Annotated in this window: 14 protein-coding genes; 9 read left to right on the top strand and 5 right to left on the bottom strand. The window is 72.5% G+C overall.

Going from position 1 to position 14,783, the window contains the following annotated elements:
- Window positions 1–47: 47 nt before the first annotated feature.
- Both ACFWU9_RS34610 and ACFWU9_RS34605 read right to left on the bottom strand, forming a co-directional pair.
- Complete coding sequence (locus ACFWU9_RS34610) at window positions 48–1,583, bottom strand: DEAD/DEAH box helicase (protein WP_384325046.1); 1,536 nt, start codon at window positions 1,581–1,583, stop codon at window positions 48–50.
- A gap of 386 nt (window positions 1,584–1,969) precedes the next feature.
- Entirely contained in the window at window positions 1,970–2,173 is a 204-nt protein-coding gene (locus ACFWU9_RS34605; protein ID WP_014061102.1) for a cold-shock protein, read from the bottom strand.
- 374 nt (window positions 2,174–2,547) lie between these two features.
- Here ACFWU9_RS34605 and ACFWU9_RS34600 point away from each other — a divergent pair, with 374 nt between their 5' ends.
- The 4 genes from ACFWU9_RS34600 to ACFWU9_RS34585 all read left to right on the top strand — a co-directional run bounded on the left by ACFWU9_RS34600 (window position 2,548) and on the right by ACFWU9_RS34585 (window position 6,221).
- A complete protein-coding gene (locus tag ACFWU9_RS34600) occupies window positions 2,548–3,753 on the top strand; it encodes a sensor histidine kinase (protein ID WP_384325049.1) in 1,206 nt (401 codons plus the stop codon).
- Window positions 3,750–4,418, top strand: a complete 669-nt coding sequence (locus ACFWU9_RS34595; protein ID WP_384325045.1) for a response regulator — start codon at window positions 3,750–3,752, stop codon at window positions 4,416–4,418. Before ACFWU9_RS34600 ends, ACFWU9_RS34595 begins: the two co-directional genes overlap by 4 nt.
- A 103-nt stretch (window positions 4,419–4,521) precedes the next feature.
- Window positions 4,522–5,457: an ATP-binding cassette domain-containing protein gene (locus ACFWU9_RS34590; RefSeq protein ID WP_384325044.1), complete on the top strand. Its 936-nt coding sequence runs from the start codon at window positions 4,522–4,524 to the stop codon at window positions 5,455–5,457.
- A complete protein-coding gene (locus ACFWU9_RS34585) occupies window positions 5,454–6,221 on the top strand; it encodes an ABC transporter permease (protein WP_384325043.1) in 768 nt (255 codons plus the stop codon). The genes ACFWU9_RS34590 and ACFWU9_RS34585 overlap by 4 nt, the downstream gene beginning before the upstream one ends.
- Window positions 6,222–6,261: 40 nt before the next feature.
- Here ACFWU9_RS34585 and ACFWU9_RS34580 read toward each other — a convergent pair whose 3' ends face one another.
- The 3 genes from ACFWU9_RS34580 to ACFWU9_RS34570 form a co-directional block, all read right to left on the bottom strand.
- Window positions 6,262–7,080 (bottom strand): GNAT family N-acetyltransferase, encoded by an 819-nt coding sequence (locus ACFWU9_RS34580; protein WP_384325042.1) that lies wholly within the window; start codon window positions 7,078–7,080, stop codon window positions 6,262–6,264.
- A 59-nt stretch (window positions 7,081–7,139) separates the two neighbouring features.
- Window positions 7,140–7,832, bottom strand: coding sequence for a class F sortase (locus tag ACFWU9_RS34575; RefSeq protein ID WP_384325041.1), 693 nt, complete (start codon window positions 7,830–7,832; stop codon window positions 7,140–7,142).
- Window positions 7,833–7,914: 82 nt separating this feature from the next.
- Complete coding sequence (locus ACFWU9_RS34570) at window positions 7,915–8,646, bottom strand: hypothetical protein (RefSeq protein WP_384325040.1); 732 nt, start codon at window positions 8,644–8,646, stop codon at window positions 7,915–7,917.
- 463 nt (window positions 8,647–9,109) lie between these two features.
- Here ACFWU9_RS34570 and ACFWU9_RS34565 point away from each other — a divergent pair, with 463 nt between their 5' ends.
- The 5 genes from ACFWU9_RS34565 to ACFWU9_RS34545 all read left to right on the top strand — a co-directional run bounded on the left by ACFWU9_RS34565 (window position 9,110) and on the right by ACFWU9_RS34545 (window position 14,724).
- A complete protein-coding gene (locus ACFWU9_RS34565; protein WP_384325039.1) occupies window positions 9,110–9,847 on the top strand; it encodes a TetR/AcrR family transcriptional regulator in 738 nt (245 codons plus the stop codon).
- A gap of 4 nt (window positions 9,848–9,851) precedes the next feature.
- Window positions 9,852–10,121, top strand: a complete 270-nt coding sequence (locus ACFWU9_RS34560) for a hypothetical protein (protein WP_384325038.1) — start codon at window positions 9,852–9,854, stop codon at window positions 10,119–10,121.
- A 65-nt stretch (window positions 10,122–10,186) separates the two neighbouring features.
- The gene (locus ACFWU9_RS34555; RefSeq protein WP_384325037.1) at window positions 10,187–11,428 is read left to right on the top strand and encodes a methyltransferase; all 1,242 of its coding nucleotides are present in this window, start codon (window positions 10,187–10,189) and stop codon (window positions 11,426–11,428) included.
- Between the two features lie 141 nt (window positions 11,429–11,569).
- Window positions 11,570–13,501 (top strand): NAD-binding protein, encoded by a 1,932-nt coding sequence (locus ACFWU9_RS34550; protein ID WP_384325048.1) that lies wholly within the window; start codon window positions 11,570–11,572, stop codon window positions 13,499–13,501.
- A gap of 170 nt (window positions 13,502–13,671) precedes the next feature.
- Window positions 13,672–14,724 carry a phosphatidylinositol-specific phospholipase C domain-containing protein gene (locus ACFWU9_RS34545; protein WP_384325036.1) on the top strand — a complete coding sequence of 351 codons (1,053 nt, stop codon included), beginning with the start codon at window positions 13,672–13,674 and terminating at the stop codon, window positions 14,722–14,724.
- Window positions 14,725–14,783: the final 59 nt, after the last annotated feature.

Raw genomic sequence — 14,783 nt, 5'->3', positions numbered from 1 at the left:
GACGGGGCCCTCCGCGTGACGGCCGGGCCTCAGCGGCCCGGCCGGGGCTAGGCGGACCAGCTGCGCGACGACGACTGGCGCGACCCGCCCGACCGTCCTCCCGAGCCGCCGGCCCCCGAGGACCTGCGGCCCTGGGCCGGACGGCTGCGGCCACGGCTGCCCGAACCGCTCTTGGCCCGTTCCGACACGGGCGTGGAGATGACCACGGGAATACCGGAGGGCGCCTGCGCCCCGGTGATCCGGGTCAGCTCGGCCTCTCCGGAGTGCACCTGCGCGACCTGCGGAACGATGCCCGCGTCGGCCATCAGACGGGTCATCTCACGGCGCTGGTTCGGCAGGACGAGCGTGACGACACTGCCGGACTCCCCGGCGCGCGCGGTGCGCCCGCCCCGGTGCAGATAGTCCTTGTGGTCGCTCGGCGGGTCGACGTTCACGACGAGGTCGAGATTGTCGATGTGGATGCCGCGCGCCGCGACGTTCGTCGCCACGAGCACCGTGACATGACCCGTCTTGAACCGGGCGAGCGTCCGGGTGCGCTGCGGCTGCGACTTGCCCCCGTGCAGGGCCGCCGCCCGTACACCGCTCTTCAGCAGATGGTCGGTCAGCCGGTCGACGGCGTGCTTGGTGTCCAGGAACATCAGCACCCTGCCGTCGCGCGCCGCGATCTCCGTGGTGGTCGCGTACTTGTCGGCGTTCTGCACATGCAGGACGTGATGCTCCATGGTGGTGACCGTGCCGACGGCGGCGTCGACGGAGTGGACCACCGGGTCGTTCAGATAGCGGCGGACCAGCAGGTCGACATTGCGGTCCAGCGTCGCCGAGAACAGCATCCGCTGGCCGTCGGGCCGTACCTGGTCGAGGAGTTCGGTCACCTGCGGCATGAAGCCCATGTCGGCCATCTGGTCGGCCTCGTCGAGGACGGTGATGGCGACCCGGTCCAGCCGGCAGTCGCCGCGCTCGATGAGGTCCTTGAGCCGTCCCGGGGTCGCCACGACGACCTCGGCGCCGACGCGCAGCGCGCCGGCCTGGCGGCCGATCGACATTCCGCCGACGACGGTCGCGAGCCGCAGCTTCAGCGAGCGGGCGTACGGCGTCAGCGCGTCGGTGACCTGCTGGGCGAGCTCACGGGTCGGTACGAGGACGAGCGCCAGCGGCTGCTTCGGCTGGGCCCGCTGTCCGGCGGTGCGGACGAGGAGTGCCAGGCCGAAGGCGAGGGTCTTGCCGGAGCCGGTGCGACCGCGCCCGAGGACGTCGCGGCCGGCCAGCGAGTTGGGCAGCGTCGCCGCCTGGATGGGGAACGGCTCGCTCATACCGAGGCCGGTGAGCGTCGTCATCACCGGCGACGGCATGTCCAGCTCGGCGAAGGTCGACACGGCGGGCAGGGCGGGAGTGATGGTGACCGGCAGGGCGAATTCGCCCTGCACGGCGGCGGGACGACGGCCGTAGCCGCCGCCGGAGCGCCCGGAGGAGCCGGACCGGCCGCCGGAGCCCCCCGATCCCGGGCGGAAGCGGCTGCCGCCACCACCGGAGCCGCCGGAGCGGGTACGTGAGTAACGGTCATTCGTGCGAGGCGTGCGGTTCATGCTGAACCTCTCTCGATGCGGCACGTATCGAGGAACTCTTGGGCAGAATGACCGCGCAAAGAATCGCAAGAACGAGCCGGGGGAAAACAAAAACAGAACAGCGCCGGGACGTGAAACGTCGTGAATCGGCACAGGGGAATTGCTCGGAGTGGAGCGGGTGTACGGCATGAGGGCGACCGGGTCGTCCACATGCGGGGCCCGGCAGTCCGGTGCGGGGCCGACATCGGTCGAGATTTGTCGGCCGGCCGTCAGGACAGCGAGGAGAAACCTGGTCCCGCGCCACACTCCAAGGTGTCACGCGCACCGGGCGGGCCCCGGAGAAAAAGCAACGTAGCCGGGGCCCGCACCGCGAGGTGCGGGGCCCCAGCTACGTCTGACGCCTGACGTCAGGCGGGAACGATGTTCTCCGCCTGCGGGCCCTTCTGGCCCTGCGTGACGTCGAAGTTCACCTTCTGGCCCTCCTGCAGCTCACGGAAGCCCTGGGCGGCGATGTTCGAGTAGTGGGCGAAGACGTCAGCGCCGCCGCCGTCCTGCTCGATGAAGCCGAAACCCTTTTCCGCGTTGAACCACTTGACGGTGCCACTAGCCATTTTGATCTCCTTCAGGGCAATGCTGCCCGGGGGTGCGCACTGTGCGAACCCCGCGTCGCCTTAGATGATTACCCCGTCCGGAAAAACACCGGAAATACAAAAGCGCGCCCACCGGCACATAAAGTCGGCGAGAGCACTTGAAGTCTTCGGGAACCACAACTGCAACTGACGACTACAGTAGCACGGTGCATGCGTACGAGTACGGGACGTCTTGTCGATCCCGGGCGGCACACCGGAAAATCGCTCGGGACGCCGGAGAAATTTCCTTCGGACGCGATCGGGGAATATTTTCCGGTTCTTCACCCGACGGCTACTCCCACCGGCGTATGCGGGGCGGGGCGGGGCCGCCTAGCGTGAACGGCGTGAACCGGGAGATGACCTTCGAGCGCCTGCTTCTCCGTGTCAGGACGGTGCCGCCGCTCACCGCCGATCTGCTGGTGGCCGCGGCCGTGGGCCTGTTCACCGCGTCCGACGCCGCCGTGAACGATCCCGACTACCGGCAGGCCGACTGGTTCACCTGGCTGCTCGTCGCCGTCTCGGTCCTCGCGCTGGTCGCGAGGCGCCGCGCGCCCCTCCCGGTCGTCACGGTCACCGGGGCCGCCTGCGCCGGCTGGGCGCTGTACGGGCACATCGGGGAGCTGCTGAATCTGCCGGTGATAGTGGCGCTCTACACGGTCGCCGTCCTGGGCGACCGGCGGCGCACGGTGTGGACCGGGGCGGTGGCCGCGGTCGTCTCGGGCGCGGTGGCGCTGCGGGTGGGGCACGACGTGGTCAATCCGCAGGGACTGCCGGTGCTGGAGATGATCTGGCCGCTCATCCCCCTGCTGCTCGGCGAAGCGGTCCGTATGCGGCGGGAGTTGCTGCACGAGTACGAGGCCAGGGCCGCCCGCGCGGAGGAGGACCGTGAGCGGGAGGCGGCGCGTCGGGTCCGCGAGGAGCGGGTACGGATCGCCCGCGAACTGCACGACATCGTCGCCCACACGGTGACCGCCATGACCGTGCAGGCGGGCGTGGCGCTCGACGCGCTCGACGCGCGGCCGGAGATCTCCAGGAAGGCGATGCGGCAGGTGCGTGACTCGGGCAAGGAGGCCGTCCGCGAACTGCGGGCGACCGTCACGGTCCTGCGCGAGCGGGACGACGAGCCGACCGCCCCGGTGCCCGGGATCGACGGACTCGGGGAGTTGGCCGAGCGGTTCGAGGGCGCCGGCGTCGAGCTGGTGGTACGGCGGGAGGGGGAGCTCGGCGGGCTGTCGCCGATGGCCGAACTCGCCGTCCATCGCATCGTGCAGGAGGCCCTGACCAATGTCGTCAGACACTCCGGCGCCCGGCGCGCCGCGGTCTCCCTCGTCCGCCGGGACGACCGGCTGGTCGTCGAGATCGCCGACGACGGGGAGGGCGGGGGAGCGGCACCGGGCCGGGAACCCGAGGAGGGTGGCGGATTCGGGCTGATCGGGATGCGGGAGCGCGCCGTCGCGGCCGGCGGGGGCGTCGAGTACGGGCCGGTGCCCGGCGGCGGATTCCTCGTACGCGCCTGGCTGCCCGCCGGTCCGCGCCCCGAGCCGTCGGAGGGGCCGTCATGACGGTGCGGGTGGTGCTGGCGGACGACCAGACCGTCGTACGCGCCGGATTCCGCGCGCTGCTCGATCTGACCGACGACCTCGTGGTGGTCGCCGAGGCCCCCGACGGCATCAGGGCGGTGGAGGCCGTACGCACCACCCGGCCGGACGTCGTGCTCATGGACATCCGGATGCCCGGCATCGACGGCATCGAGGCCACCCGGCGCATCGCCGAGGACCGCGCCCTCGACGCGGTCCGGGTCGTCATGCTCACCACGTACCAGGTCGACTCCTACGTCTTCGAGGCGCTGCGGCACGGCGCGGCCGGCTTTCTGCTCAAGGACATCGAGCCCGACGACCTGCGGGCGGCGATCCGCACCGTCGCCGCCGGACAGAGCCTGCTGGCCCCCGCCGTCACCCGCTCCGTCGTCGAGGAGTTCGCCAGACTCAAGGCGCCCGAGGCACTCGGCGCCGAGCGACTCGCCCCGCTCACCGACCGGGAGCGCGAGGTGGTGGCGCTGGTCGCGGGCGGCCTGTCCAACACCGAGATCGGCACGGAGCTGATCATGAGCCCGCTGACGGCCAAGACGCATGTCAGCCGGGCCATGACCAAACTCGGCGTCCGGGACAGGGCGCAGCTCGTGGTCCTCGCCTACGAGACAGGTCTGGTGCGGGCCGGGGAGCGCTGATCGGTGCCCCCGGGGCTCGCCGGTGGGGGCTACTCCCGCCGGAGTAGTCACCGACTCCGGACGACGGATGCCCGTGTAGGGGCCTCTCCGTAGCGTCGACAGCATGATCGAAGCAACGGAACTCACCAAGCGGTACGGCGGCAGGAACGCCGTCGACAGGCTGTCGTTCACCGTGCGGCCCGGCAGGGTGACCGGCTTTCTCGGCCCGAACGGAGCGGGCAAGTCGACCACCATGCGGCTCATCCTCGGGCTCGACACCCCGACCGCGGGCCGCGTCACGGTCTCGGGCAAGCGCTACGCCGACCTCGCGGCCCCACTGCGCACCGTCGGCTCCCTCCTGGACGCCAGGTCGGTCCACGGCGGCCGGTCCGCGGAGCGCCACCTCGCAGCCCTCGCGGCGAGCAACGGCATCCCGGCACGGCGCGTCGACGACGTGCTCGACCTCGTCGGCCTGCCCGCCGACACCGCCCGGACCCGCACCAAGGGGTACTCGCTCGGCATGGGCCAGCGGCTGGGGATCGCCGCCGCGCTGATCGGCGACCCCGAGGTGCTCATCCTGGACGAACCGGTCAACGGCCTCGACACCGAGGGCATCCGCTGGATCCGCGGACTGATGAAGTCCCTCGCCGCGCAAGGCCGTACGGTCTTCCTCTCCAGCCATCTGATGAGCGAGATGGAACTCACCGCCGACCATCTCATCGTGATCGGCTGCGGCAGGCTCCTCGCCGACACCACGACGCGCGACTTCATCCGCGCCAACTCCCGCTCCCACACGCTCGTCCGCTCCCCGGAACCGGAGAGACTGCGGGCCCTGCTGGAAGCCAGGGGATGGGGTGTACGGCTGGACCCCGGCGGCGGCTGGCGGGTCGAAGGCGGCGACGCCAGGGCCATCGGCGACCTGGCACGCGACCACGCTCTCGCCGTCCACGAACTCACCCCGGCCCACTCCACGCTGGAGGAGGTCTACACGGCGCTGGCCGGCGACTCGGCCGAATACCGCGCCGACCGGGCCGCGACCGGGGCGGAGGCGGTCCGATGACGAACGGCGTCCCCACCGCGCGGGCCGGATTCCCGCAGGCCCTCGCCGCCGAGTGGATCAAGTTCCGGAGCGTGCGCTCCACGGTGTGGACGACGGTCGCCACCGCGCTGGTCCCCGTCGTCGGCGCGGTGTTCGTCGCCGCCACCAGCAGCCTCCAGGACGACGACACCGTCATCGGCGGCAGCCTCACCCTGGCCGCCGTCGCACAGATGCTCGCCGCCGTCGTCGGCGCGATGACCATCACCGGCGAGTACGGCAGCGGCACCATCCGTACGACTCTCGCGGCCAACCCGAGGCGGGGAACCGTCCTCGGGGCGAAGGTGGCACTCGTCGCCGGTCTGCTGTACGTGATCTCTCTGGTCTCCTGCTCCCTCGCCGTCCTGGCCGGTGGCGCGCTGCTGCCCGCCCGGCACCCGACCGGTGAGCCGCTGCCCGCCCTCTTCGGCATCGCGGGCTCCATCGCCGTCGCCGGGCTGCTGGGCCTGGCCGTGGGGACGCTCGTACGGCACTCGGCCGGCGCGGTCACCACCGTCGTCGGCCTGCTCCTGCTGCCGTCCCTCTTCGGCCCGCTCTTCGGGGACGCGCAACGCTGGATCGCCGGTCTGTCGCCGACCGCGGCACTGGAGAAGCTCACCCAGACCTCCGACGCGACCGCCGAGACGGTCGGCAGCCTGGGGCCCTGGCCGTCGCTGTGGCTGGTGGCCGGGTGCACGGCGGCGCTGCTCCTGGCCGCCGCCGGGGCGCTGCGCCGACGCGACGTCTGACGGCGCCCCGGCCCGGGGGGTCACGGGGGTCCCAGGGGGGTCACGGCGTGTAGACGTACGGCGTGGTCGTGCTCAGCTCCTCGAATCCCAGCCGCCGCAGGATGGGGCGGCTCTGGCTCGACGCGTCGACCTGGAGGTAGCGGAAGCCCCGCTCGGCGGCCAGGCGCGCCCGGAAGGCGACCAGGGCGCGGTAGAGACCCCGGCCGCGCCAGGCGGGGACGGTGCCGCCGCCCCAGAGGCCCGCGAACTCGGTGCCGGCCGGCAGCTCCATCCGCGCGGCGCTCACCGGTACGTCACCGGCCATGGCGACAGCCGCCGCGACGCTGCCCGGCGCGGCAGCGAGCTGCGCCAGCAGCCTCTCGCGGGTGTGCGACCGGTCCGTACCGAAAGCCCGCTCGTGGACCTCGGCCATCAGCTCCACGCCCGCCGCATCGGTCACCGGCACCAGCCGCACCCCGTCGGGAAGCGCCACATCGGTCGGCAGGGCGGCGGCCTCGGCGATCATCAGGGTCTCCGGCGGCTCGGGTTCGAACCCGGCGGAGACCAGCCGTCCGGCGAGGTCGTGGGGCGCGTCGTGGGAGTAGAGCTTCCACTCGAACTCCAGGCCGAGGGAGGTGAAATGGCGTATCTGTTCGGCGATCGCCGCATCGGCCGATTCCGTGTCCAGGTCCGACCAGAGGACCCCGTTCCAGCCGCCGTCCGCTTCCGCGATCCGCCCCGCCGCGTCCGATGTGCGGACGGGCGCCGCAGTCTGGCGGACGACGGCGCCGGTCCGTTCGACCACGGCGCCGGGGCCGTCGGCCGGGGCCTCCCGGCGCATCTGGCGGTCGAACTGCGCCCGTACAGCTTCGATGTCCATCCGCCCACCCCAGCGGAGTGCCGCGCGCGCCGCAACCGGATTTGCCGCGTCGCCGCCGGTCAGGCGGCTTTGCGGGTCTCGGTGAGGCGCGCGAAGGCGACGACGTTGCCCTGGTACCCGGTCTTCTCGGTGAACGCGCCGCCGCAGGTGATCAGGCGCAGCTCCGGCGCCCCGGTCGGGCGGTAGACGCTCTCGGCCGGGAAGTTCCGCTTGGTGAAACCCTTGACGCCGTAGACCGTGAACACCGCCGTGGTGCCGTCGGCGCGCGTCACCTCGACGCGGCTGTCCTCGGCGAGCCGGCCCAAGTCGTAGAAGACGGCGGGGCCCTCGGCGGTGTCGACATGACCCACGATCACCGAGGTGCCCTGCTCGCCCGGTGTCACCGAGCCCCGGAAGTGGCCCGCCAGATCCGGTCTGCCGGGCGGCGGCGCGTCGATCCAGCCCTCCGGGTCCAGGGACACGCGGGTCATCGGCGCGTCCACGCGTACGGACGGGATACGGATCCGGGTCGCGGCGGAGCCCGGGAGGGGAGGGGCCGCCTTCGCGGCCGTCCCGGCCGGGCGCGGCATCGGGACGGCGTCCGTGTCCGGGTCCGGGCCGGCGTCCGACACGGCGGGTCCCGCACCGGCGGGCTGCGGCGGGAGGACGAGCCGCCCCTCGCCGCTGACCCGCACCACGAAGACACCGACGAGCAGGAGCAGTACGACCGTCGACCACCGGGAGGCCCGGAGGAGCCTTTCCGTTTCCGTCATGACGTGTCCTCGGGCACCGCGATCGGGCCCGTGGGTACGGCCGCGTGGCGAGGCGCGCCCGTACCCACGGGCGGGGACGTGGTCAGGAGCCGTTCACCGGCCGGCTGCGGACCAGACGGACGGCGCCGCCGACCGCGACCGCGATGACCGCTGCTCCGACCGCCAGGCCCGCCGTGTTCGGGCCGCCGTCGGTGCTGCCCCCGACACCGGCCTTCACGCCCTTGTGGGCGCCGTCCGTGCTGTTCGCGTCGGGATCGTGGGACCCGTGGGGCCGAGGCTTCGGACGGGCGGGCAGGAGCGGCTCCAGCGGCTCCGGCGAACCGAGCGGCGCGGACGAGTGCGGCGGCCCCGGCGGCTTCCCCGGCCTGTCCGGCCTGCCCGTCTTCCCGGGCTCGACGACGCCCTTCCCGGGCTCGACGACGCCGTCCGGCTCGACCGCGCCGTCCGACGCGACGGCCTTGCCGGTCGCCACCGCCTTGCCGGACTTGATCATCAGCGGCACCGAGCGGATCACACCGTCGCAGTCGAAGGTGATCTCGTACTCGGCCTCGGGCTTCACGTCGTCGAAGACCCTGGCCGACTTCTCCTCGCCGTCCTTGAGGGTGACGGTTTCGAACACCCCCGACGACACGGTCACCGTCGGCGCCTTGCATCCGCTGCCGCCGATCGTCACCTCGCCGCCCGGCGCGACCGTCTCGGGGGAGACGCTGAAGTCGTACTCCGCCACATCGTCCGCGAACGCGGCCGACCCCGCCCCGAGGATGAGGGCCGCGGCGCCCGCGACCGCCGCCGAGGCCGTAGCTGTCGTGCGCATCGGATCTCCACTCGTGAGGGTCCCGGGACATGGCGGACGCCACGGCGGGAAATGCCGAACGCGCCACACAGCGCTCCCGACGCTAGAAGTGATGAATTGTCAGCGCACTCCGGGGACCCGCATCTGCCCGCCAGTCGGGTTGCCGCGCGGGCACTCGGGTTACGTCGCGCGGGCGCCGGGACGGCGGTGCCGACGAGACAACCGTGCCGGTGAGGCGGCTGTGGCCGCTGTGGTGGCTGAGGTCGAACGGGTCAGGAGTGAGCGGGAATGATTCGCCCCACGCTTTCGAACGCATGAGCTGTTGAAGGCGCCGACCGCGATTTCCCCGCCGAACGGCTTCCCTTTTTCGCCGAATCCGACCGACGGGCGCGCGGCGCGTGCCATGCTCGGTAAGCACTCTTACCGGTGACCCCGCCATGGGCGCATGGCGTGATTCGGGCATGGCTTGATTCGGGGAGCGCGGATGGAATCGACGGATGAACCCGCACGCGGCACGGACGCTTTCCGCCGGGCGGAACCCGGCCCCGGACACGCGCGGAAGGCGCTGCGCCGTGAGCGGCTGCTGACGACGGCGACCGACCTCTTCACGACCCGCGGCTACGTGGGCACGTCGATCGAACGGATCTGTGCCACGGCGCATGTGTCGATCCGCGCCTTCTACGAGGAGTTCGAAGGGCGCGAGGCGCTGCTGATCGCGCTGCACAACAAGGTCGCGCGGGCGGGCATGGAGGCGACGCTCGCCGCCCTCGCCGATCCCGGGATGGACACGGCCGACACCCGGACGAGGGTGACGGCGCTGGTGCGCGCCTACGTCGGCGCGGTGACCGCCGACCTGGCGTCCGCGCAGGTCGCGTTCGTCGAGGTGATCGGTGTGAACCGCGCGGTGGAGGACCACCGGGTGGTCTGGCGCAGTCTGTGGACGGATTTCCTGACCGGTGAGGCGGACCGCGCCGCCGGGCGCGGCGAGGGGGTGCCGCGCGACTACACCCTCGCGACGGTCGCCCTGATCGGCGCCATCAACGAGCTGATGGCGCACTGGGCCCGCAGTGGCGGCACGGTGCCGCGCGAGGTCGTGGCGGACGAGATGATCCGGCATGTGCTCGGCACGATCGGTCATCCCACCGGGCCGGGAGACCGCCCGGCGGGCGGCGTGGGAAGCGGTCCGGGAGACGGCGCCGCACCGGCGGACGAGGGAGCGTGAGGGCATGAGCGGACTCTGGCACCAGGTCATGCGGAGCATGTCCCGGCCCGACGCGTCGCCCGACGACGACATCCTCGCGCTGGCCGCCGCCGACATCGCCCTGCGCAACCATCCCGAACCGCCCGCCGACGCGGACGTCGTCCTCGACATCGCCCGCTCCGAGTTCGCCGCCGTACTGACCGTGCGGCAGGCCAGGGCGGCGCTCCAGCGGGCCCGCGAAATGGGCAGGGAGCAGTCGGCGCAGGCCCGGGACCGTACGGAAGGGAACGGCTGAACGGCAGTTCAGCGGGTTACGCCGACGAATCGGCGGCCCGCCCGCTCGGTTAGCCTGAGCGGACGATGAACCGTTTGACGACGCCCTGGGGCGATCTCGACCTCGCGCGCTTTCCCGAGCAGCCCCGTGACACCCTCCGGGCCTGGGACGCGGCCGACGAGTATCTGTTGCGCCATCTCGCCGAGGCCGAGGCCGAGGCTGAAGCCGAGGAGGCCGCCGGCGCCGGCAGCGACCGGTCGGAGGGAGGCGTCGATCTGTCCGGCCGGGTGGTCGTCGTCGGAGACCGGTGGGGCGCCCTCGCCACCGCGCTCGCCCCGCACCACCCCGTACAGATCAGCGATTCCTACCTCACCCAGCGGGCGACCCGCGCCAATCTGCTGCGCAACGGCATCGACACCGACGCCGTGCGGCTCCTGTCGGCCCGGGACACACCGCCCGAGCGGATCGACGTCCTGCTGATCCGGGTGCCCAAGAGCCTCTCCTTCCTGGAGGACCAGCTGCACCGGCTCGCGCCCGCCGTGGGCCCGGAGACCGTCGTCGTCGCCACCGGCAAGGTCACCGAGATCCACACCTCCACACTGAGACTCTTCGAGCAGATCCTCGGTCCCACCCGGACCTCGCTGGCGGTGAAGAAGGCACGACTGATCTTCTGCGCGCCGGCCGCCCGGCGCACCCCCGACCGGTCCGGTGACGGCGACCGGTCCGCCGACCGCGCGGCGGCGGGGCCCTGGCCGATCTCATACACCGTGCCCGAGGGGGTCGGCGCCGCCTCGGGGCTGACCGTCACCAACCACGCCGGCATCTTCTGCGCGGAGCGCCTCGACATCGGGACGCGATTCTTCCTGCGCCATCTGCCCGAGCGACACGGCCGGGAGCATGTCGTCGACCTCGGCTGCGGGAACGGCGTCGTCGGCACGGCGGTCGCCGTCGCCAATCCGGAGGCGCGGCTGACGTTCATCGACGAGTCCTTCTCGGCCGTGGCGTCCGCCGAGGCGACCTTCCGCAAGAACGTCGACACGGACAACCCGGCGGAGTTCGTCGTCGGCGACGCCCTGGCCACCGTGGCGGCCGGATCGGCCGACCTCGTACTCAACAATCCGCCGTTCCACAGCCACCAGTCGACCACCGACGCGACCGCGTGGCGGATGTTCACCGGATCGCGCGAGGCGCTGCGCTCCGGCGGCGAGCTCTGGGTCGTCGGCAACAGGCACCTCGGCTACCACACCAAGCTGCGCCGGCTGTTCGGCAACTGCGACGTGATGGCGAGCGATCCCAAATTCGTGGTCCTGCGGGCCGTACGGCGCTGATCCTCGCGGGCCGCCGGCCATGCCCCGGCCCGCTGACCGGCCGGAACTTGCCTTCCCCGGCGTCCCGTTGGGCACACTGTGCCTGTGACGTCACTGCCGCAACTTCCTCCCCAGGTCCAACACGGCTCGCAGCCCGGCCACATGATCGTGTGTGGCGACGACGCGCTCGGCCACCGGCTGGCCGGTGAACTGCGTGAGGTCTACGGAGAACAGGTCACCCTCGTCGTCCCGCCGGTACGCGCGGAGCGCCGGGATCCCGCGCCGCTCACCGGCCGTGGCAGGGCGTCCGCCCTCATCGGCAGGATGTCGGCGGTGATGGCCCGCACGTACGGCCCCACCACCGGCGGCCCCGACGCCCGGACGGGCGACTCCGCGCTGCCGCGGCTGATCGAGACGGCCGAACTCGACACCGACGTCCTCGTCGAGGCGGGAGTGGCCGAGGCCGCCGCGCTCGCGCTCGTCCACGACGACGACGAGGTCAACATCAGGACCGCGCTCGCCGCCCGGCGGCTCAACCCCCAACTGCGCCTGGTCATCCGGCTCTACAACCGCAAGCTCGGCCAGCATCTCGAAGAGCTGCTCGACCAGGCGGCGGCCGTCGCCGTCCCCGGACTGGACGTCGCCGCGCTCGACGCGTCCACCACCGTGCTCTCCGACGCCGACACTGCCGCGCCGGCGCTGGCGGCCACCGCCGTCGCCGGCACCAGCAAGATAGTCCGTGCCGACGGGCTGATGCTGCGGGCCGTGGAGCGCAACCCACCGGGCCCCGGCGAGGTCGCAGACCCCGGGCTCTGCACCCTCGCCCTGCTGTCCTCCACCACCAACGACCCGGCGGGCGCCGAGGGTTCGGACAGCAGCGGCCACGACGGGCCCCGGCTGCTGCCCGACGACGCCAGCACCGCGGCGGCCACGGGCCGGGGCACCGTGGTCCTGGAGGCCGTCTCCCACGAGGGCGAGCCGCTGTCACGGCGGCGTACCTCGGGGCGCGGCGCCCCGCTGGGTTCGCTCCTCTCGCCCCGGCTGCGCTGGTCGTTCGCGGGCATCGCCGCCGCCGTGCTGGCCCTGGCCGTCGCCTCCTGGATCACCACCGACGACCACCCGCTGCACGCCACGTACATCGTCCTGCTCGACCTGTTCGGCATCGGGGACCCGGCCACGGGCGAGGATCTGGACCGACAGCTGGTCCAACTCCTGTCCGGGGTCGCCGGGTTGCTGCTGCTGCCGGTGCTGCTGGCCGCCGTACTCGAAGCGCTCGGTACGTTCCGCAACGCCTCGGCGCTGCGCAGACCGCCGCGCGGGCTCTCCGGCCACATCGTGCTGCTCGGCCTCGGCAAGATCGGCAGCAGGGTGCTCGTACGGCTGCGTGAACTCGACATACCCGTGGTGTGCGTGGAGGAGGACCCCGAGGCCCGCGGCATCGCCCTCGCGCGCAGTCTGCGGGTGCCCACGGTCGTCGGCGACGTGACACAGGAAGGCGTTCTGGAGGCGGCCAAGGTCCATCGCGCGCATGCCCTTCTCGCCCTCACCAGCGTCGATGTCACCAACCTCGAAGCGGCCCTCTACGCGCGTTCGGTCAAGCCGGACCTGAGGGTCGCGCTGCGGCTGTACGACGACGAGTTCGCCACCGCCGTCTACCGCACGCTGCGCGCGGCCCACCCCCGGGCCCTCACCCGGAGCCGCAGCGTCTCGACGCTCGCGGCCCCCGCCTTCGCCATCGCCATGATGGGGCGTCAGATCCTCGGCGCTATCCCGGTCGAGCGCAAGGTGCTGCTGGTCGCGGCCATCGACGTGGCCGGCCACCCGAGGCTCGAAGGGCGCACCGTCGCCGAGGTGTTCAGGCCGGGCGCCTGGCGGATCATCGCGCTGGACACGGCGGCGCCGGGGGACAGGCTGCCCGATCTCGCCGACACCCGGCGCGACCACGACGGGGAACGGCCCACCGGGCTGGTCTGGGATCTGCACCCCGGCTATGTGCTGCGCGGGCAGGACCGGGTGGTGCTGGCCGCGACGCGGCGGGGTCTGGCCGAGCTGATGGGCCGTCAGTCCGCCCCGCCCCGGCCCTCGTCGCCGTAGCGCCGGGCTCGGTGACGGAGACCCGGCGGCGCGGATATCGGCCACCGGAAGCGCCGGTTCCCGCCGTACTGGGAAGCGTGCCGGTTCACGTAAGCCTCTGTCCCCCCACACGTCACGCGACTGCCCTACTGTTCCCGTCACTTCACTCGTCCGACGGGAAGGCCGGGAACATGGGAAGACTCACGCGTACGACAGTCGCCGCGAGTGCGGCGGGGGTACTCGCCCTGGTGGGCGCCCTGAGCCAGGCGGGCACGGCCGCCGCCGACGACCAGCTGCCGTACTCCTCTTCCACCGGGGTCGGAGTCCACAACGCGTACGAGAAGACGACCTTCCCGTACCTCGCCGACGCGCTGGACTCCGGTGCCGGAATGCTCGAACTCGACGTGTGGACCAATGTGTTCGGCGCTTCCTGGCGCGTCTCGCACAGCAACCCGCTCGGCAGCAACAGCAACTGCGTGAACGCCGCCAACGCCGCCGAGCTGCGCACCAAGGCGCGTGACCAGGGGCTGCCCGGCTGCCTCAAGGACATGAAGGCCTGGCACGACGCCAACCCCGGCCACCGGCCCATCCTTGTCAAGGTCGAGCTGAAGGACGGCTTCCAGGGCAAGGCCGGACGCGGCCCCGCCGCGCTCGACACACTCCTCGGCTCCACGCTCGGCGACGCGCTGTTCCGCCCCGCCGATCTCGTGGGCGGCAGCGCGAACCTCGACACCGCCGTCCAGGAGCGCGGCTGGCCGGCGCGCTCCGCGCTGGCGGGCAAGTTCATATTCGAGCTGATCCCCGGCACCGTCGAGCAGGGGAACCCCCTCGACACCCTGTGGACCGACCGCGAGTACGCGACCCACCTGCGGGACCTCTCCGCGGCCGGCCGGCTCGGCGAGGCGGCGGCCTTCCCCGCCGTGCTCGGCGCCGCCGCCCCGGACCCCCGCACCCGGTACACGGACACCTCGCTCCGCCCCTGGTTCGTGATCTTCGACGGCTCGGCCTCCGTCTACGCCGCCGACGGGTTCGACTCCGCCTGGTACGACCAGCGGCACTACCTCGTCGTCATGACGGACGCGCACGCGGTGCCGCCCGCCATCGACGGCACGAACCCGACCGAGGCGCAGGCGCGCGACCGGGTCGCGCTGCTGGCGCGCAAGCACGCGAGCATCGCGTCGGCGGACTGGTACCCGCTGCCGTCCGTCCTCGCCACGGTCGTGGAGCGCGGCGCGGGCGAGTAGACACCGTCCGGGTCGCGCGGTCCCCCCGCCGCGCGACCCGGACGGACCCGCGGAGTCCG

Source organism: Streptomyces sp. NPDC058653 (genome assembly GCF_042716895.1).
Classification (GTDB): Bacteria; Actinomycetota; Actinomycetes; order Streptomycetales; family Streptomycetaceae; genus Streptomyces.
The sequence above is the reverse complement of the archived record's forward strand: the minus strand, read 5'-3'. Positions and strand labels throughout refer to the sequence as shown.